Below are 19962 nucleotides of genomic sequence, written 5' to 3' on the forward strand. Positions count from 1 at the left end.
CGTAAATTTTATTTAAAACGATTTAGCCTCGCGCGGGTTATGAACGGAATTTAGAAAGCTTTAGAATTTAAAAATTTAGAGCATTTAAAATTTCAAAATTTTATAAAATTTTAAAAAGCCGCTGAGATTTGAAATTTAAAGCTCGCGAGCCATATGCCCGCGAGCGCAACTATTATAAATAGCCGTAAATATGAGCGAAGATAAAGCCCATCGCGCATGAAGTAAGAACACCTATTAGCCCAGGGAAAATGAAGCTGTGGTTGATGACGAATCTGCCGATGTGCGTAGTGCCGGAGCGGTCGAACTGGATCGCCGCAAGATCACTCGGATAGGTAGGTAGGATATAGTATCCGTAGCAAGCAGGTGCAAACGCAATAATAAGACCCGGATCGATACCGATGCTAACCGCTAGCGGTACGAAAGTAGCAACCGCTGCTGCTTGAGAGTTAAGGAATTTACTAATCAAAAGCGAAACGATGACATATGTCCACGGATACGCCATAACGACCTTACCTAGCGACGCTTTAAGCATTTCGATATGAGCGGTAAACATAGTCTCTGCCATCCATGAAATTCCATAAATGGCTACGAGCGCGATCATACCGCTATGAAAAATTTCATTTTTAGCGATATTGCCCGCTTTGATACCCGAGACAATCATCATAATGGATGCTGCAAGAAGCATGAAAATTTGAATGGTTAAGACCATATTTAAATTTGTGGTCTTTTTCATCGTATCTTTTACGACAATGCTTGCGTTTGCGATGCTCTCGCTCTTATCGCCTGTCGTGATGACGACGTTTCCGTCTTGAGAGACGATGCTTTGAGCTAGCTTTTTATCTTTGTCGTAAATTTCGACGCTATTAAATTTAGTCGCATCTTTGGCTTTAGACTCTTTGACGTTTGAAACGACCTTACCGCCGTCCACCATGGAGATGACCTGACCATCTTTGATCGTGATATTTTTGACCGTTTTTTTATCGACGATGATCTCTACGGATTTTCCCGGAACATTTTTAGTCCACGCAGGGCGCAAGCTTTTTTCGTAACCTAAAACCGCAACTAGCGCAATAGTGGCTAAGAATATCCACATGCAAACCCACTTAATCCTAGGAAGCTTTTGACCTAACAAGGTCGTACTTTCGCCGTAGATATATTTTTTCTGCTCCGGATCTTTGATCTTTTCTTGAAATTCCGGATCTTTATCTAGATCTTTACCTCTAAAAATCGACCACGTTCCGATTGCAAGCATACCGATGAAAGTAGAAGGGATAGTGAGTTTTAGTAGATCCAAATACGTACTAAAGCCCTCGATATGCACGCCTTGACCTAGTAAGATCGCGACCATCGAAACGCCGGCAACCGAAACGGGGCTAGCGATGATAGCAAGTTGCGAGGAGATCGTAGAAGCGGCCATCGGGCGCTCAGGGCGAATCCCATTTTTAATAGCTACGTCATAGATGATCGGAAGCAGCGTATAGACGGTGTGTCCCGTTCCGCATAAGATTGTAAGCGTCCACGCAACAGTTGGAGCGATGATACAAACCATCTTTGGATGCTTACGAAGCAATTTCTCCGCTATTTGAAGCATTACATCAAGCCCTCCCGTAGCTTGTAGCGTTGCACTTGCTACGACAACTGCGAGGATAGTTAAAATAACGTCCACTGCCGGCTTACCCGGCTCTAATCTAAATCCAAACACTAAGATCACTAAGCCTATACCGCCTAGAATTCCCAGCGCCATACCGCCTTTTTTAGCACCATAAAACAAACAGCCCAAGACTATAATGAGCTGCAAAAAGAATTGAGTGCTTTCAGACAAACTTGTCAGAAACTCCATAGTTTCTCCTTCAGTAAAATTTAAAACAAACTTTGGCGATTATACTAACTTTTTATTTAAACAAAATTAAAGGAGCGTTACGAATTGTAAAAATCTATCAAAATAAAAATTTACTGAAATTATAATTTTAAAGCAGAATTTATAGCGAAATGTGAAAAATAAAATTTTACTTAGAGCTGTTTTTATATCATAGAATTTCGCAATTTTTAAGAAAACTTAGAATTTCATTATAGCTCAGGCTTTAAACCGATTTTTAAGCCTTGGAGTAGTATCATTTCGCAAAGAGCGGATTAAGATGAATTTTATAAAATTTTGTATTGCCTTTTTGATTTGTTTATCACAGATGGCAACAGCTGGTAGCTTTGATCTAAATGCCACGCTGCGTTTGGGCGCATTCGACGCAAGCTCGCACCGACTGCTTTTATGCGGCAGTGGCGGCGAGCTTAGGATGTTTGATACTGCTAAATGGGATGTGGAGTTCGCGCAAAAATACAGCGATAATGAAATTACGGCTCTAAATTTCAAAAACGGCAAAATTTATCTAGCTTGGGACGGAGCCGAAATCGCGGTGCTAAACGATAGATTAAAGTTTTTACGCACGCTTAAGACGGGGCGTAGCGGCACAGCCCAAATAGATGCGATCTATGCCGCAAAAGACGCGATTTACGCGGTAGTGGATAAGAATCAACTAATAAGATTAGACGAGGACCCTGATAACAGCGCGGACGGCGGTTACGCCCCAGGTGAGAATTCCACCGCAAACGGGCAATTTTTAAATAGAAATTCCGCCCCAGATGGGCTGCGCGGAATTTCGTTTCATTACGGCAGGATCAATGCCGTTAGCCTGGGCGCTAACGGACTTTGCGTCGCAAGCTGGAATGGCGTAGCCTGTTTTAGCGCAGATATTGTCGCGACTAAATTTAGTGGTATCAATGCAGCGCCTAATCGCGCTGCGCAGGGAGAGCTTAATAGCGTGAAATTTAAGGATGCGGAATTTAATAGCACGAGAATCGTGCAAGTCTCCGAGCCAAACGAAACGAAAGCTGGCGGCGCAAAGAGCGCGGAATTTCAAAGCTTAGAATTCAAAGGCGCAAAATTTCAAGACGAGGAGCTTAAAACTCAAAGCGAAATTTCAGCCGAAGTTGGCGATAAAAATTTAAGCGGCTCTATAGCCACTGCGCTTGCAGACTGCGACGGGACGCTGTTTGCGGGCGATATAGAGGGGAATTTTATAAATTTAAAAAGCGGCGAGCGCAAAAGCGTGGGCTCTTGGATCAAATCCATCGTATGCGCCCGCGGCACGCAGTTTATCGCTACTAAAGATAAAATTTACGAAAATCAAAAAGCAGGATTAAAGGAGGTTGTGGATTTAAAAAGCGAATTTTTAGCGATGTACGCAGACGGGGAAGCGATCCTCGTAGTCAGCAAATCAGGCAAAATTTTAAAATTCTAAGAAAGGATTAGTATGTTAAAAAGTTTCAAACCCGTGCTTTTGGGCTCGGTTTTGTTCGCCGCAAGCGCCCTGTGTGCCGCAGATAGCGACTTAGAGCGCGTGATGAAAGAACGAAATTTAAGCGAAAAAGACGTTTTGGCGGCGGCTAAGACCTATCAGCCGACCGGTCGGAAGGACGATTATATGGTCTTCTCCTCCGGTGGTCAAAGCGGACAGGTGCTCGTTTACGGCGTGCCGTCGATGAGGATCTACAAATATATCGGCGTATTTACCCCAGAGCCTTGGCAGGGATACGGCTTTGACGAGGAGAGCAAGGCGGTCTTAAGATCGGGCTCCATTAACGGCAAAGAGATCAACTGGGGCGACACTCACCATCCAAATTTCAGCGAGAAAAACGGCGAGTATGTGGGCGATTATCTCTTTATCAACGATAAGGCGAACCCAAGAATCGCGGTTATAAATTTATCCGATTTCGAAACTACTCAAATAGTCGTAAATCCGGTAATCAAAAGCGATCACGGCGGCTCTTTCGTAACGCCTAATACCGAATACGTCATCGAAACCAGCCAATATGCAGCTCCTTTTGATAACGACTGGCACCCGATTGAGGAGTATCAGGCGGTTTATCGCGGTGCGGTAACGCTATGGAAATTTGACTACGATAAAGGCAAAATCGACGTAAATAAATCCTTTTCTCTAGAGCTTCCTCCATATATGCAAGATCTAAGTGACGCAGGTAAGGGAGAGAGCTTCGGCTGGGCGTTTACCAATAGCTTTAACTCCGAAATGTACACGGGCGGCATCGAAAAGGGTCTGCCTCCGATGGAAGCCGGTATGAGCCGCAACGATACCGACTACCTGCACGTTTACAACTGGCAAATTCTAGAAAAGCTTGCTCAAGACAGCAAAAACTATAAGGTCGTAAACGGACACAGAATCGTTACGATAGACGCCGCCGTAAAAGCGGGAGCGCTATTTTTGATCCCTGAAGCCAAATCCCCTCACGGCGTCGATGTTAGCCCTGATGGTCGCTATATCATCATCGGCGGTAAACTAGATACTCACGCTAGCGTTTACGATTTTAAAAAGATCAAAGAGCTAATTGATAAAAAAGAATACGCAGGCAAGGATCCATACGGAATTCCGATCCTAGATATGCAAAAGACGCTTCACGGACAAGCAGAGCTTGGTCTTGGACCTTTGCATAACACCTTCGATTCGCAAGATGGCGTAATCTATACATCGCTTTACGTTGATAGCCAGATCGTAAAATGGAACTACAAGACGCTAAAGGTTTTAGATAGGATCAACGTCCACTACAATATCGGTCACCTTGATTCTATGGAGGGCAAATCCTCAAAGCCTGTCGGTAAATACGTAATCGCGCTGGATAAGCTTTCGATTGATAGATTTAATCCTATCGGACCGCTTCATCCGCAAAATCACCAGCTCATCGACATTACAGGGCCTAAAATGGAGATGCTTTACGATCTTCCTATCGGTCTTGGCGAGCCGCATGACGTAGTTTCTATCGCAGCTAGCAAGCTTCATACGAAACCTACCTATACTATGGGAACAAACTCTCGCACCGGTAAGCAGCACCCTGCTATGACATTAGCGGGTCAAGAGCGAATCGAGCGCGACGGTAAAAACGTAAAAGTCTATGCTACGGCGATCCGCAGCCATATTAATCCTGAGCACATCGAGGTTAATAAGGACGATAACGTAACGATCTATATGACAAATTTAGAGCGTGCCGAGGACGAAACTCACGGCTTTACGGTTGATGATTACGATCTGCATATGTCGCTTGAGCCGGGTAAGACTGCGAGCGTAAATTTCATCGCGGATAAAGAGGGCGTATTTCCTTTCTACTGCACAGAATTCTGCTCTGCGTTGCACCTTGAGATGTTTGGATATCTATATGTAAAAGATCCGAATAAAAAATACACTTCAGCTAAAGCGTCTATGCTAAAAGCTCTTAGCCCAGAAGCTCTAAAAGCCGAATACGACAAGGTAGTAGCTACGAATAAAGCCACCGACGACGTTATTCAATCAGTCGTTAAATTCTTAAAAGAGAAAAACTACGAGAAGTATCCTAAGGTCAAGGCTTTAGTCGATGACGCGCTGGATCAATACGGCAAAATTCCTGAAACCAAAGCCAAGGCAGACGCCGCGGTAAAAGCCGGCGATATGAACGGCGCGATACTTTGGGAAGGTCAAGTTTGGCAGTATTTAGTAAAAACCGCGGATGTCGGACTTCGCGCTAAAAATAACCTAATCCGCGAGCTCTCCACTCCTATGAGCGAGGCTGCATCTAACGGCGAGAAGGCTTACCTACGCGGAGGCTGCAACGGCTGCCACGTCATCGGTCAAGTAAGCTCCGGTCCTGATCTAACGGGCGTCCTACTTCGCCACGAAAACGGCGAGAAGTGGGTAGCCGATTTCATCAAAGACCCTGCTAAATTCTACGAAGACGACTACGTTAAGGCAATGATAAATTACTTCAACCTTCGCATGCCAAATCAGCATATGAAAGATGAAGAGATCAAAGACATCATCGAATACCTAAAATGGGTCGATGAGAACGCGGGCCTTAACTAGCCCCACTCTCCCCCGCAAGGGGGAGAATTTAAAGGAGATAAAATGCCAAAATATAAAATTTACGCGATTTTAGCGCTGCTTATTATGACGGTCGCTTTTACCATCCCTACGCTTGGATTTTTCAAAGTCCAAGGCAAAATCGTATCGGGGCAGGTTAGCAGCGTCTCGCAGCTGCCCGCATACTCCGCACCGATATGGAATTTTTATACAAAAGCATCGTATAAAAATCACCTAATTCCTAGTGATGTTAAAAACGATCTAGGCGCGATGCTGGAGCATAAATTTGAAGTGGGGGTCCCTAGCATACCAGTGTGGAAAATTTCACTCGAAGCGCCGAACTATCCAAAAGAGGCTTTCCCCGATGGAATTCCACTTTACGTCCACGTTGACGGCTTTAGCGGCGATGTCGGCGAGATGAATACCCTAAATCACTATATCGGCATGTATCCCGTCTGGCGCGGCGGCACGCTCGAGCACTCGCTATCGCCGTATTATCTCATAATCGCTACGATCGGTATGCTTGCGTTTTTGTACTATGATGGCAAGGGGCAGACTCTGCTTATGATCCTGCCGATCATTGCGCCGCTTATCTTCATCGGCTGCTACGTGGGTTGGCTGTATTGGTTCGGGCACAACCTGCAAGACTGGGGCGCGTTTAAAATAAAGCCTTTTATGCCTACAGCATTTGGCGACGGCAGCGTAGCGCATTTTACTACCCATTCATATCCGGCTCTTGGCTTTTGGCTGATGCTAGCCTTATCGCTGCTATCGGCGTTAGCTCTACTATCTAAGAAAAAATTCCTACGAGAGCATAGATGAGGCTTTTGCTTCTAGCATTCTCGCTCGCGCTAAGCTTAGGCGCGGGCGAGCTTCAAGACGCGATCGATAGCGCAAAAGCGGGCGATATTATCGAACTAGCCGCGGGCGAGTACCACGGCAATATTTTAATCGATAAACCCCTTACTATCGACGGACTAGACCGCTCCGCCGTGATCGTAGGAGATCGCAACGGCACGGTGATCCGCGTCCGCTCTCCGCATGTTACAATCAAGAATTTAACAATTCAAAACGGAGGCTTCGAGCATCTTAGCGAGGATGCGGGGATCAACGTAAGCGACGTAAACAGCGTAATCATAAAAAATAATCTCATCAAAGACGTGCTCTACGGCGTCGTGCTAAGCAAGGCAAACGACGTAACGATCGAGGGCAACGAAATTTCAAGCAATACCTACCGCACGAGTTTTAAAGGCGACGGCATCAAGCTTTGGTATTCCAATGCCAATAAAATTTTAAATAACGACGTCCACAACGTCCGCGACACCGTTTTTTACTTCTCAAACGGCAATCTCGTCGCAGGCAATAAAGGCCACAGCTGCCGCTATTCGCTGCACTTTATGAACTCCGGACATAACGTCGTGGAGGATAACTACTACGACGGCAATAGCGTGGGATTATTTTTTATGTTTTCAAGCGATAATATCGCCAGGCGCAACGTCGTGCGCAACGCAGACGGCGCTTATGGCGTAGGCATCGGTATGAAGGATAGCTCAAATTTCAGGGTTACGGATAATAAAGTCATCTACAACGCCCGCGGATTTTATCTGGATCAATCCCCCTATCAGCCGGGCTCACTTAACGTTTTTGAAAACAATGATATCGAATACAACAGCATCGGCGTGCAATTCCACGCCACGCAGCTAAAAAGCGTATTTAAAAACAATAAATTTAAAGGCAATATGGAGATCGTGCTAAACGATACGCCCCAATCCAAGCTCTTGCAAAACGAATGGAGTGGCAACTACTTCGACGATTACGACGGATTTGACCGCGACGGCGACGGTTACGGCGACGTTAGCTACAGCTCATATGCTTATGCCGACAGACTTTGGGCGTATAAACCTAATGTGCGGTTTTTTTACGGCTCCAGCGGGATCGCGCTTTTAAATTTCATTTCCAAGCTCGCTCCGTTTTCAGAGCCTGAGCTACTGCTAAAAGATCCAAAACCTAGGATGAAGCAATGATAAAGAATAGACGCGAAGCGATAAAACTACTCGGCGGAGCGCTTGGGACGCTCGGGGCAGCGAGCTTGTTTGCGGATGAAAATTCTGCCAATTCCGCGGGCGGCGAAGCGCAAAATTTAAACGAGCAAAATTCCGTAAATTCTGCAGGGCAAAATTCCGTGCCGAATTCCATAAAACAAAATTCTGCGGAAAATTCTAGTGGGAGTTCCGCCTCTTTATATCTGCGCCCGCCCGGAGCGCTAGCGGAACGAGGCTTTCGCAGTAGCTGTATCAAGTGCGGTCAATGCGTGCAGGTCTGCCCCTATCACAGCATCTATCTGCTCGATATTACTCATCTTTTTGACATCGGCACTCCCGTTATCGATGCCAAAGAGCGGGGCTGCTATCTTTGCGGCGCGCTTCCTTGCGTGCTCGCCTGTCCAAGCGGAGCGCTTAGCCACGAGACGAACGAGCCTAAAAAGGTTAAAATGGGTATCGCCGTGATTGAAAATTTAAACGCCTGTTTGGCGTATCGCGGGCAGACTTTAAAATCTGGCGATCTGCGCCCAAAGCCCGCCAAGACCGAGCAGGAGCGCGAGTTAAACTCAGCGCTGGCGGCAAAAGAGGGCAAGCCCTGCGATCTATGCGCGTCGCTGTGCCCTTACCCGCAGCCGCTTGAAGCTATTGCGATGATAAAGGCGAATGAACATTTCGCCCCGCAGATCCGTAGCGCTTGCGTCGGCTGCGGTGCGTGCGCCGAGCTCTGTCCGGCGCGTATCATCGAGATACTCCCGCGGGCGGATTACAAATCAATCTATGAAGGAAAACAATGAAAAACTCTATTAAATTCCACCTATGCTCGCTAGCTGCGGCGCTTTTGCTGTGTGGCTGCGGAGATGACGGCGATTCAAACTCCGCTGCGACGAGCTCCGCAGGGCAAAATTCTGCGGATCAGAATTCCGCGAGTGTAAATTCCGCATCGCAGAGCGCAGAACAAAGCTCTGCTACTAAGCCTCGCATCAGCGTTAAAAGCGGCGAAGCGCCCAAGAAGGACGATAAGTTCGTAAGCTACGATTTTTACGGCGAGCGAAAGGTAAATTTTAATCTAAACGGCGACGTGAATGAAACGACCAAAAATATCGTGGCGTATTCAAGCATCAAAAACCAATACAAAAAGCTAAATTTTGATCTGATGAAAAAGCGTCTTGGGCATGATTTTATCCTGCGCTGTTCAGCGTGCCACGACGACTACGCCAACGGCATCATCGGTCCGTCGCTTCTGGATAAAACCGACGCGCAGATCGTGGATATGATTAAAAAGTATAAATTTAAAGAAAAGCCCAATCCTCTTATGGTGCAGCTCGTAAACGGCATGAGCGAGCAGCAGATAGAGACGATGGCGAAAGAAATTTACGAGTTCAACAAACAATTTAAGGAGCAGAAATGAAACCGGGCAAAATTTTAGCTTTGATTTTGGGTGTAGCACTGATCGCGCTGATGATCTTTATGGCTAGTTCGGACGATTCTAGCGCGCCGCAGCAAGAAGTCAAGCCGCAGGTGCAAGCAAAGCCCGCGCCGCAGAGCAAAAGCGTCGATCTCATCGACGATAAGGACGTGAAAAATATTAAAATTTTGCAGCAGAGCGTCAAAGAGCGCGATTTCAAGGTTAGCAGCTCCTATCTGGTAAGCTGCGCGCCGTGCCACGGCGATGACGGACGCGGCAAGATCGCTCCGCCAATCGGAGGCAAGAGCAAAGATCAAATTTTAGCAAGCCTTAAAGATTATAAAGCGGGTAAGATCAAAAACAGCCTAATGAGCGGACTTTTGACCAACGTAAGCGACGAGAGCCTAGATAAGCTCGCGGATGAAATTTCAAAATTTAAAGAGTAAGTCTTGGATAAATATAATTCGCGATGCACGATCAAAAATACGAGCTTTTTCTCGACCTTCGCGCTTAAAAACAGAAGCGGCAAACTGCGCCCCAGCATTCGGGCGCTGCGCTACGCCACGGTATTTTTGGTGCATCTGCTTTTCGTGCTTTCCTTTCGCGCCGATATTCAAATTTTAGAAGGCGACATCAGCGGCTCGCGGATACTTGGCTTTCACCTAGCAGATCCCTTTGCCACCCTTGAGGTGATCGCCGCGCACAAGGATCTGCCGATAAATCTGCTTATCGGCTCGGGCACCATTTTGCTGTTTTACTTCATCGCGGGCGGCAAGGCGTTTTGCTCGTGGATCTGTCCTTACGGAGCGCTTAGCGAGATCGGCGAGAAGCTGCATAATACGCTAATTGCCAAGCACGTCATCAAGGAGCGCACCCTGCCTCGCGGTATGCGATATGCGATCTGGGCGGTGTTTTTAGCGCTAAGCGCGATTACGGATCTGCTCGTTTTTGAAATTTTTAACGTAGTTGGAATTTTATCGCGCTTCATCATCTACGGCTTTTCGCTGGCGGGGCTTTGGATCGTTTTTGTGTTTTTGCTCGAAGTATTTTTTAGCAGACGGGTGTGGTGCACGCACCTATGCCCGCTAGGCAGTACCTATTCGCTTGCGGCGAAAGCAAGCCTAAGCAAGATTACTTGGGATAAGAGTAGGTGCGATCACTGCGGCGTTTGCCAAGACGTCTGCTTCGTTTCACACGTGCTAGACATCACCAAAAAAAAGGCATCCGAAAACCTAGGCGATAAGAGCAAATTTATGCTAAAAGGGATCGACTGCACGCTGTGCGGACGCTGTATCGACGTGTGTCACCAAGACGCACTCGGTATCGGCAATAAGCTAAAAGATATGATCTAAGGAAGTCTATGATAGAGATTAAAAACGTAAGCAAGAAATTTGCAGATCAATTCGTTTTAAAAGATATCGATCTAAATATCGCGGACGGCGAGCAAGTGCTTTTCGTCGGGCAAAATGGCGCGGGCAAAAGCTCGCTAATGCGGACGATTTTGGGCGAATACATACCCACAAGCGGCAGCGTCGCTATCGACGGATTTGATTCATTTAAACAGCGTAGCCGCGCGCTACGCGGTATCAGCTTCGTGCCGCAAACCCCGCCGCCGCTTAAGCTGAGCCTAAATGAACTCATCTACTTCGCCGAGCGCACGGCCGACGCAAGCAGAGCAGACATCGTAAAATTTTGCGACGAAATGGAGCTTGATCTGGGTTCAAATTTAAACAAGCCTTTCCATAAGCTATCTGGCGGTATGAAGCAGAAATTCTTAATCGCACTAGCCTTCGGCAGAGCCAGCAAGGCGATGATTTTCGACGAGCCGACAGCCAATCTCGATCCGAGCGCGCGCGAGCATTTTAAGACGCTTTTGCGTAAGTATGCAAAAGACAGAAGCTTGATCTTTATCTCGCATAGGCTCGACGAGGTTGAAGGGCTGGTAAAAAGAATGATTTGTATGGATCTAGGGAGGATCGTAGATGACAAAAATGTTTAAATTTTTACTTTGCGCACTTGCGGCGCTTACGTTTTTAGGCTGCGGCGACGAGAAAGACTACGGCAACGTCCACTACGACAGAGACGTATGCGAGCACTGCCAGATGGCGATCAGCGACAACCGCTTCAGCGTCGATGTGCGCGTGGACGGCAAAAACCACTACTTTGACGACATTGGCTGCTTAGTGGATTTTATGGTGACAAACGATAAACTAAACTGGCTAAAGGATGCCAAAATTTACATCAACGACGCTAGCGGCAACGGCGAGTTTATCGACGCACGCACGGCGCACTTTTATCGCGGTTTTAAAACCCCTATGTCGTTTGGCTGGGGCGCGTTTAAAAACAAGCAAGAGGGCAAGCAAGACTTCAGCTTCGATCAGGTAGTCGCGGCGCTTAAAGCAGGCGGCGGCTCGCACGGCATGGGGATGGGCGATATGGGTCGCGATGCGCACGGCGATATGGGAAGCATGCACGGGCACGGCGACATGGGCGGAATGAGTGGAATGCAAGACCCTCACTCCGCAGAGCACGGCACAAGCGAGCCGCAACACGATATGAGCGGTATGGGGCATACTCACGGCTCAGATCATGGCATGGGCGGCGATGTGGGCAGCACGGCGCACTCTCAAGGTGCGCCGCACGATATGGGGCAGATGCACGAAAGTAACGGCACTGCGCACGATATGCATTCAGGGCACACGCATTAAGGACGTTTTGGCTAAAGCGAAATTTTGAGCAGCCCTATGTTTTGCGCTAAATTTAAAGCGTGAAATTTCAGCGTACCGCCCGTGCCGCCATCGATGAGATAAAATTTTACTTTGTAGCGTCGTGAATGACGGATAATAGGCAACGCTGAACGACGCGATGTTTAAGCACACTGCGAGCCGGAGCTGTAAATTTAAAATTTATGCGCGGTTCGCAGTCGCGGGCGAGCGCGAGGCAAAACCAGGCTTAAAAAACGGCCGCGAAATTTTATCTCGCGACGCGGCTAAATTTAACGCACGGCGCAAAATTTCGCTCTGCCGAATGAAATTTTATGCGAGCGGTACCAGTTTAAAATTTCGCCGTAAATTTAAAATTTATCCGGCGCAGAATCTCGCCGCTGCTAGATTTTTAGAATTTTAAAATTCTATGCCGCGGGATACGCCCGGGTTTGAAATTTTACGGAGCTGAAATTTAAGCGATCCGCCAAACGGCTAAATTTAAAAGCGCGGCGGATTACGGATAGCGGGTGGCAAACGACGCGCTGTTTGCAAGCGCCGCAAGCAAGCCATAAATTTAAAATTTATGCGCGATCCGCTTTAAATGCTCGGCGAGCGAAATTTAAGGCTATATTCGCGCCATAAAACGGAGCGAGCCTAAAAGCACGTTTAAGCCGCGCGAGCAATCTAAATTTAAAGCGCGCCTAGGCGCAATAAAGGAATATGAATGAAAAATTTACTCACCATCGCCGCTTTGGATATTAAAGAATCTTTCCGTTCGCGCTGGTTTTTGCTCTATCTGCTGATCTTTAGCGGGCTCGTGGCGGCGTTTTTCATCACGGGGGTGACCGACTCGCGCGTGCTCGGTTTTAGCGGGCTTTCGCGACTGCTGCTGCTGTTTATTCAGATATGCATCATCATCCTGCCCGTATTCGTGCTCGTCACCACCAGCAAGGCGATCCTAGCCGATCGCGACCTAAATATCCTCGAATACCTGCTAAGCTTCCCGATCTCGCAGGCGCAGTATTACTACGGCAAGGCGCTAGGAAGGCTATTTGGAGTCTTCGTGCCGATATTTTTGTCGCTGCTGCTCGCGATCGTTTGGGGCGCGATCAAGGGCACGGGCATTCCGTGGGCGATCTGCCTGCTTTATACGGGGTTGCTTTTTAGCTTGTGCGCGGCGTTTTTAGGGATCGCATTTTTGATCTGCGCCGTCTCAAAAAGCCAAGAGATGGGGCTTGGGCTCGCATTTTTCGTCTGGCTTTTCTGCCTTGCATTTTTGGATCTCGTGCTGATCGGACTGCTCGTAAAAACGGGCGTGAACGAAAATCTCATTTTCGCAATTGCCCTAGCAAACCCGATGGAGGACTTCCGCATCGCCGCTATCAGCCTATTTGATCCCGATCTTGCGGTCATAGGCACGACGGCGTATTTTATCCTAGATCACTTCGGGCGCGGGCTTTTTATCGCCTTTTCGCTACTCTATCCGATCGCGCTGGGCGCGGCGAGCCTGATTTTGGGCTATTTTATCTTTAGATCGAAGGATTTGGCGTGAAATTTCTACTCATTTTGGCGGCATTTATAGCACTTTGCGGCGCAGCGGAGATGCAAAATTCCGTGGCGCAAAGCTCTGGCTCGGCGCAGAATTTAGGCATGCCTGATAGTACGGGCTCCGGCTCGGCGCAGAATTCTAAAAGCGTGCGCGAGCCCGCGTGGCTAAAAGACGTAAATCTCACCTGCGCCAAATACGGCATCGATACTAGCGCGCATCCCGAATTTCGCGCCTACGCGAGGCTTAAAGATGGCAGCGCGCTCGCGTTTGCTTCGCCCAAGGCGATGTTTGCATATTTTTTTGAAAGTGGGAGCTCGGGCGCAAATTTTAGCGGAGCTTCCACAGAGATGAATTCTGAGAATGTAAATCCTTTGGGAGCAAATTCTACGAGCAAAAATCCAGCTAGCGGCAATTTAGCTGAGGCAAATCCCGCTAACGCAAATTCCCGCGAGGCAAATTCTACGGGTGCGAATTTCGGCGGCGCGGAGCTTTACGTTACCGATTACGCAAGCGGCGAAATTTTGCGGGCGCAGGACGCGTTTTATGTATTCGGCAGCGTGCTGCAAAGCGCCAGAGGCGACGATCTCATCACGTTTGCCAGACTTCAGGACGCACAAAATTTCATGCGCGAGAAAAAGGGGCATAAAATTTTGCAGTTTCACGAAATCTCCGCCAAGCTAATCGATTATCTAAGATGATCGAGCCGCTTGGCAAAATTTAAATCCAGCTATTTTAGTATATTTTATTCATAAAAATTTATCTTTTATTTTAGTGCGCTATTAAGGGAATTTAAAGCAATTAAAAAATACAATCACGTTAAATTTTATCTATAAGAATTAAATAATGTAGTTTTTAAGTATATTTATTGAGGGCTGCATTCTCGCTTATTTTTAAAATAAATTTTAAGGAGACGTCATGGCAAACGACAAAATAGCAAAACAAAAAGGCTCACGCAAGAAAGCTGCGACGGATGAAAATTCCGCTGCGAATACGGGAGAAAATTCCGTCGCAGACGCAGCCAAAAGCTCAGCCGCATCCGTTTTTGATAAAAGCACAAATATCGCTCAAAATTCCGCAGCAAATTCTACGACTTCTGCCTCACATGCTCGCGACAAAATTTCTAAAAATCGCGCCGCAGGTGAGAATTCCTGCGACGAGTGCGACTGCGAAGCCAGAAATTCCGCGTCTGGCTACGATGATAGCGCACGCTCTGCTTCAGGCACGAACCCTGCGGCGCACTCAAGCACTCAAAGCGCAGGCAACGCTAAAAAATCCGCAATAAACTCTACAATAAATTCCATGGCTGATTCTTTGACAAATTCCATCTCAAATCCCGCGAAGAGCCCAAGCTGCAAAGACCACTTCTCTTGCTCGCACGAGCATAGCGATAGCTCCGTAATCCACTCGCATCTACACGACGAAGATCTTGCGACTCACCCACACGATCAAGAAGAAAACCTAGTAGCTTATTTGCACGAATACGGCGCAAATTCTGCATCTTCGCATGAGCGCAACGAGGATTCCGTCATCAGCTCGCACGAGCACGACAAACATTGCCATGATCACAAACCCCACTCTCATCGCGCGATTATCGGATTTGACGAACACGGCATCCCAAAAGTTTTAGTGCCCGCAGAGGCTAGTCCGCACACACATAAAGACGCGCAGGGCAATCTTTTCGAGCATTTTCACGAGGCGGAATTTACGGCGGATTATATGAAGGCGGTGCTTGAATACAAAAAGACCTTCCCTACAAAGCAAGAAGTACTTGAGAAAACTCCTGATCCCGCCGTGCGTGAAATGATGCTTAGGATGGAGCAGATCGGCGTAGATACAGCGTTTGATCGCTTCGATAAACAGATGCCTATGTGTAGCTATGGACTTAGCGGGGTATGCTGTAAGATCTGTAATATGGGACCTTGCAAAATTACTAAAAAGGCCGATCGCGGCACTTGCGGTGCTGACGCCGATCTCATCGTGTCGCGCAACCTACTGCGCCAAGTAGCTGCAGGCGTAGCTCAACATGGCGCACATGCCAGAGAGCTTCTGCTGTCGCTAAAATGGGCGGCGCAGGGCAAGCTAGATCTGCCAATCATAGGCGAATACAAAATCATCAATACCGCCAAAGCTTTTGGAATTCCAACTGAAGGCAGAGAGTTAAAAGAGGTAGCGATCGAGCTTGCCGATACGCTTTTGACAGATCTTTCGCAAAGTAGCGGCGAGTATAAAACCATCGCTGCGCTCGCACCCAAGGAGCGTCAAGAGGTATGGCGGAAGCTAGATATCTTGCCGATTAGTGCATATAACGAAGTCTTTGAGGCGTATCACCGAACGGGTGTAGGCACGGATGGAGACTGGCGCAGCGTGATGCAGCATCTTTTGCGCTGCGGGCTTGCTTTTACATTCACTGGCGTAGTAGCTGCAAATATCGCTACGGATGCGCTATTTGGCGTAGGAGATCGCGTAACTTCCAAAAGCAATATGGGCGCGCTTAAAAAAGGCTGGGTCAATATCGCCGTGCACGGACATCTGCCGACATTAGTAAGCCTAATAGTAGAGATTGGAAATTCTAAAGAGTACCAAGACAAGGCTCGCGCAATAGGCGCGCAGGGGATCGCATTTTACGGCGTGTGCTGTTCCGGACTATCGGCGATGTATCGCAACTGGGGCATTGTGCCGCTCTCAAACGCCGTAACTGCCGAACTCGTCATAGGTACGGGCGCGCTTGATCTGTGGGTCGCCGACGTCCAAGATGTCTATCCTGCGATCATGGACGTGGCTAACTGCTTCCAGACCAAGGTCGTTACCACAAGCTCATCAGCTAGGCTTCCCGGAGCCGAGCATATAGGCTACGATCATCACCATAGTAATATCGCCGAGACTAGGAATTTAGCGCGTAAAATTCTAGATCGCGCATTGCAATCTCACGAAAAGCGCAAGGGACTGCCGGTATATATCCCGCCGTATGAAGTCGAGGCCGAAGTGGGCTTTTCGGTAGAATTCGTCCATAAGCACTACGGCGGCATGGAGCCGTTAGCGCACGCGCTAAAAAGCGGTGAAATTTTAGGCATCGTAAATATGGTCGGCTGCACCAATCCTAAAGTGCCTTATGAGCGCGCTATCATAGATGTCGCACAAACCCTAATCGAAAATAACGTCCTAATCCTAACCAACGGCTGCGCGTCGTTCCCGCTAATGAAGCTGGGCTTTTGCCAGAAAAGCGCGTATAAAAAAGCAGGCGCGTCGCTGCGGGCGTTTTTAGAAAAAGACGAGCTTCCGCCGGTTTGGCACGTGGGTGAGTGTATCGATAATACTCGCTCCAGCGGAATTTTCGCAGGTATCGCAGGGGTGCTAGACAAAAATCTCTACGAGCTGCCGCTTGCCTTCACTTCTCCCGAGTGGGCGAACGAAAAGGGCGTCGATGCCTCGCTCGGATTCCGCCTAATGGGTATCGACTCGTATCACTGCGTCGAGTATCAAATCCACGGCTCCGCAAACGTCATACACTTTTTCAAAGAGGGCACCAGGCGGGCGCTTGGCTCTGTGATGCACGTAGATACCGATCCGGTCGCGCTCGCGCTAAAAATGGTAAGCGATATGCGTCTAAAGCGTAAAGCTCTAGGCTGGCAGTAGCAACGGACGGATTCATTTCGCATCGCATTTTAAGCGATGCGAAATTTCATGATAAAATTTAACCTCTCGCGGGCAAATAAAATCCCGCGTCCAAACGGCAAGTAAAATTCTACGACTAAGTGGCTAGCAAAACCCGGGTCAAATAAAGAGAAAATTTTCGCGCCGCATCCGTTCGTGGAATTCTAAATCAAATCTTCAAATCCTGCATAAAATTTCGCCGCGCGCTACGTCTGCTGCTAAATAGGCGAAATTTAGCCGGGCAAATTCCGCCATCGGGCTTAAGCGCATCTTTCGCGAAAGGATGAAATTTTAAAATTCCATCTTGCCGTAAATTTCGTAGGCGCTCATATGAAATCCGCAAGTTAAATTTTGCTAAAAGCCTTATTGCACGGAGCTGCACGCCATTAAATTTCGCTCGTATATGAAAGCCGAAATCATAAAAATTTAATATGATATGTGCTAAAATGCCACATCTGTTTAAGGATTTAGATGCATAAATCAAAGCCGCTGCAGCCACTGCGTCATCATCGGCAGAAGACGTCGCACGAGGCGGAGGCGCTGCTGTCAAGTCCTGCGTTTGGCAGCTTGAGGCGGTGCGGCAAAAGTGCGTCTATGCTGCGCCGCAAACATTTTCGGACGGGACCGCACGGGCATGGAGACGACACTATAAATCTTGCAGGCGGCTAAAATTTTCATCCGGATCTTTTCTGAAGTATTGATCTTGGAGCTATCACGAAGGAATTTTGCCGCAAGCCTTTCGCCTACGAGCTAGAAAGCGAAATTTTAAGCGGATTTCGGCTAGGCGATTTCAAAGATTAAATTTAAGGCGAAAGATAAAATTTAAAGCAAGGGAAGGTATGAAAAATTTTAAATTTATGCTCGTGCTGCTGATACTGGCGACGATCACGACGATCGCGATATCGCTTTGTATAGGGCGCTTCGGCCTAAGCATCACCGAGGTGTTAAAAGCGCTTAGCGGCGGCGAGGTAGCGCAAAACGTCCACAACGTCGTTATGCAGGTGCGCCTGCCGCGTATCATCGCCGCAGTGCTCGTGGGCGCGGCTTTAGGCATCAGCGGCACGGCGTATCAGGGCGTCTTTAAAAACCAGCTCGTCTCGCCCGATCTCTTAGGCGTCAGCGCCGGAGCTTGCGTGGGCGCGGCGATCGCGATCCTGCTTGATCTAAATATCCTTTTGATCCAGCTTTTCGCCTTCGTTTTCGGGCTTACGGCGGTTTGCATTACGCTTCTAATCACGCGCGCGCTTCGTTCGAGCGCCACCATAATGCTCGTGCTTGCCGGCATCATCGTAAGCGGTCTGATGGGCGCGCTAATCGGATTTTTAAAATTTATGGCCGATCCCGAGACGAAGCTTGCAGACATCGTGTATTGGCAGCTAGGAAGCCTCGCGAAGGTCGACCCCTCCGTGCTAGCGATGATAGCGCCGGTGATGGGGGTTTGTATCGCTATCTTGGTGCTGATGAGCTACCGCATAAACGTCCTATCTATGGGCGATGCGACCGCGGCGAAGCTCGGCGTAAACGTCGTGCTGGAGCGGGGCATCATCATCGTCTGTGCGACGCTGCTAACTGCAAGCAGCGTGTGTATCAGCGGCATAGTCGCGTGGGTGGGGCTTTTGATGCCGCATCTAACGCGCATGATCGTGGGCGTTAGCAACACCAAGGCGATCCCCGCGAGCATATTTTTAAGCGCGATCTTCGTGCTCATCGTAGACGACGTAGCGCGCAGCATAAATCAAAGCGAGATCCCGCTAGGCGTACTTACGGGCTTTATCGGCACGCTATTTTTTATATTCATCCTGCTTAAAAACAAAAGGAAGCTAAATGGTTAGGGTTGAGAGCTTAGACTTCGGCTACGTAAAATCCGCCCCTCTGACGCTGCGCGACGTGAATTTCAACCTCGAAGCGGGCGCAATGCTGACGATTTTGGGGCAAAACGGCGCGGGCAAATCGACGCTTTTAAATTTAATCAGCGGCACGCTTGAGCCTCTGCGCGGTAAAATTTCAATTGACGGCAAGGATATGGCGAGCCTCAGCGCCAAAGGGCGCGCCGAGATCATCGGCTACGTCTCGCAAAGCGAGGTCTGCGAGTACGACTACAGCGTTTTCGAATACGTCCTGATGGGGCGCACGGCGCATATCGGGATATTTTCGCAGCCGAGCGAAAACGACTACAAGCTAGCGCAGCGCTACATGAAAATGCTTGAAATTTGGCACCTAAAAGACAAGATCATCACGCGCCTAAGCGGCGGTCAGAGGCAGATGGCGTCCATCGCGCGCGCCCTTTGCAGCGAGCCTAAAATCGTGATCTTCGACGAGCCCACTTCGGCGTTAGACTTTGCCAACCAATACAAATTCCTCCGCGCCACAAAAGAGCTTTTAAAAAACGGCTACACCGTCGTTTTAGCCACGCACAATCCCGATTTCGCTCTGCTTTTAGGCGGATACGTCGCGCTCGTAAAAGGCGGCGGCGAGGTCGCATACGGCAAGGCAGAGCAGATCATAAAAAGCGAAATTTTAAGCAAGCTATACGATCTGAAGCTTGACGTCAGCTACAACGAAAGGGTCGGTCGCGTCTGCTGCTTGACGTATCCGTTTTGATCTTAACTTCTCGGACGAGCAAAGCTCGTCCTTGCGACGAGGAGCTTCGCTCCCTCGACCCACCTAAAGTTTCAGAAATTTTGCTACGCAAAATTTTGAATTTTTATCGGTTTAA

Annotated in this window: 17 protein-coding genes; 16 read left to right on the forward strand and 1 reads right to left on the reverse strand. The window is 48.2% G+C overall.

Going from position 1 to position 19962, the window contains the following annotated elements; genetic code table 11:
• Window positions 1-172 precede the first annotated feature (172 nt).
• Window positions 173-1840 (reverse strand): anaerobic C4-dicarboxylate transporter, encoded by a 1668-nt coding sequence (locus Q0600_RS08640; protein WP_297922015.1) that lies wholly within the window; start codon window positions 1838-1840, stop codon window positions 173-175.
• Between the two features lie 295 nt (window positions 1841-2135).
• Between Q0600_RS08640 and Q0600_RS08645 the strand changes: the two genes are divergently transcribed.
• From Q0600_RS08645 to Q0600_RS08720, 16 genes are all read left to right on the forward strand, one after another.
• The gene (locus Q0600_RS08645) at window positions 2136-3293 is read left to right on the forward strand and encodes a hypothetical protein (RefSeq protein WP_298759255.1); all 1158 of its coding nucleotides are present in this window, start codon (window positions 2136-2138) and stop codon (window positions 3291-3293) included.
• A 12-nt stretch (window positions 3294-3305) separates the two neighbouring features.
• On the forward strand, window positions 3306-5897 hold the full coding sequence (nosZ, locus tag Q0600_RS08650; RefSeq protein ID WP_177389184.1) for a Sec-dependent nitrous-oxide reductase: 2592 nt from the start codon (window positions 3306-3308) through the stop codon (window positions 5895-5897).
• Window positions 5898-5939: 42 nt separating this feature from the next.
• Entirely contained in the window at window positions 5940-6716 is a 777-nt protein-coding gene (locus Q0600_RS08655; protein ID WP_005870834.1) for a hypothetical protein, read from the forward strand.
• Entirely contained in the window at window positions 6713-7918 is a 1206-nt protein-coding gene (locus Q0600_RS08660) for a nitrous oxide reductase family maturation protein NosD (RefSeq protein ID WP_298759258.1), read from the forward strand. The genes Q0600_RS08655 and Q0600_RS08660 overlap by 4 nt, the downstream gene beginning before the upstream one ends.
• Complete coding sequence (locus Q0600_RS08665) at window positions 7915-8730, forward strand: 4Fe-4S dicluster domain-containing protein (RefSeq protein WP_298759261.1); 816 nt, start codon at window positions 7915-7917, stop codon at window positions 8728-8730. Before Q0600_RS08660 ends, Q0600_RS08665 begins: the two co-directional genes overlap by 4 nt.
• Window positions 8727-9344 carry a hypothetical protein gene (locus Q0600_RS08670; RefSeq protein ID WP_298759264.1) on the forward strand — a complete coding sequence of 206 codons (618 nt, stop codon included), beginning with the start codon at window positions 8727-8729 and terminating at the stop codon, window positions 9342-9344. Before Q0600_RS08665 ends, Q0600_RS08670 begins: the two co-directional genes overlap by 4 nt.
• Complete coding sequence (locus Q0600_RS08675) at window positions 9341-9787, forward strand: cytochrome C (RefSeq protein ID WP_297883279.1); 447 nt, start codon at window positions 9341-9343, stop codon at window positions 9785-9787. The genes Q0600_RS08670 and Q0600_RS08675 overlap by 4 nt, the downstream gene beginning before the upstream one ends.
• 3 nt (window positions 9788-9790) lie before the next feature.
• The gene (locus Q0600_RS08680; RefSeq protein ID WP_298759268.1) at window positions 9791-10693 is read left to right on the forward strand and encodes a NapH/MauN family ferredoxin-type protein; all 903 of its coding nucleotides are present in this window, start codon (window positions 9791-9793) and stop codon (window positions 10691-10693) included.
• Between the two features lie 8 nt (window positions 10694-10701).
• Entirely contained in the window at window positions 10702-11340 is a 639-nt protein-coding gene (locus Q0600_RS08685; RefSeq protein ID WP_298759270.1) for an ABC transporter ATP-binding protein, read from the forward strand.
• The gene (locus Q0600_RS08690) at window positions 11324-12049 is read left to right on the forward strand and encodes a hypothetical protein (protein ID WP_298759273.1); all 726 of its coding nucleotides are present in this window, start codon (window positions 11324-11326) and stop codon (window positions 12047-12049) included. The genes Q0600_RS08685 and Q0600_RS08690 overlap by 17 nt, the downstream gene beginning before the upstream one ends.
• 157 nt (window positions 12050-12206) lie before the next feature.
• Window positions 12207-12467, forward strand: a complete 261-nt coding sequence (locus tag Q0600_RS08695; RefSeq protein WP_298759276.1) for a hypothetical protein — start codon at window positions 12207-12209, stop codon at window positions 12465-12467.
• Between the two features lie 303 nt (window positions 12468-12770).
• Window positions 12771-13598 (forward strand): ABC transporter permease subunit, encoded by an 828-nt coding sequence (locus Q0600_RS08700; RefSeq protein ID WP_298759279.1) that lies wholly within the window; start codon window positions 12771-12773, stop codon window positions 13596-13598.
• Window positions 13595-14293, forward strand: coding sequence for a nitrous oxide reductase accessory protein NosL (locus Q0600_RS08705; RefSeq protein ID WP_298759282.1), 699 nt, complete (start codon window positions 13595-13597; stop codon window positions 14291-14293). Before Q0600_RS08700 ends, Q0600_RS08705 begins: the two co-directional genes overlap by 4 nt.
• 217 nt (window positions 14294-14510) lie before the next feature.
• Complete coding sequence (locus tag Q0600_RS08710) at window positions 14511-17228, forward strand: carbon monoxide dehydrogenase (RefSeq protein ID WP_298759285.1); 2718 nt, start codon at window positions 14511-14513, stop codon at window positions 17226-17228.
• Between the two features lie 857 nt (window positions 17229-18085).
• On the forward strand, window positions 18086-19078 hold the full coding sequence (locus tag Q0600_RS08715) for an iron ABC transporter permease (RefSeq protein WP_298759287.1): 993 nt from the start codon (window positions 18086-18088) through the stop codon (window positions 19076-19078).
• The gene (locus tag Q0600_RS08720; RefSeq protein WP_297949536.1) at window positions 19071-19847 is read left to right on the forward strand and encodes an ABC transporter ATP-binding protein; all 777 of its coding nucleotides are present in this window, start codon (window positions 19071-19073) and stop codon (window positions 19845-19847) included. The genes Q0600_RS08715 and Q0600_RS08720 overlap by 8 nt, the downstream gene beginning before the upstream one ends.
• The last annotated feature ends 115 nt before the right edge of the window (window positions 19848-19962 follow it).

This window comes from uncultured Campylobacter sp. (genome assembly GCF_938041645.1).
In the GTDB taxonomy this organism is placed as follows: Bacteria; Campylobacterota; Campylobacteria; order Campylobacterales; family Campylobacteraceae; genus Campylobacter_B.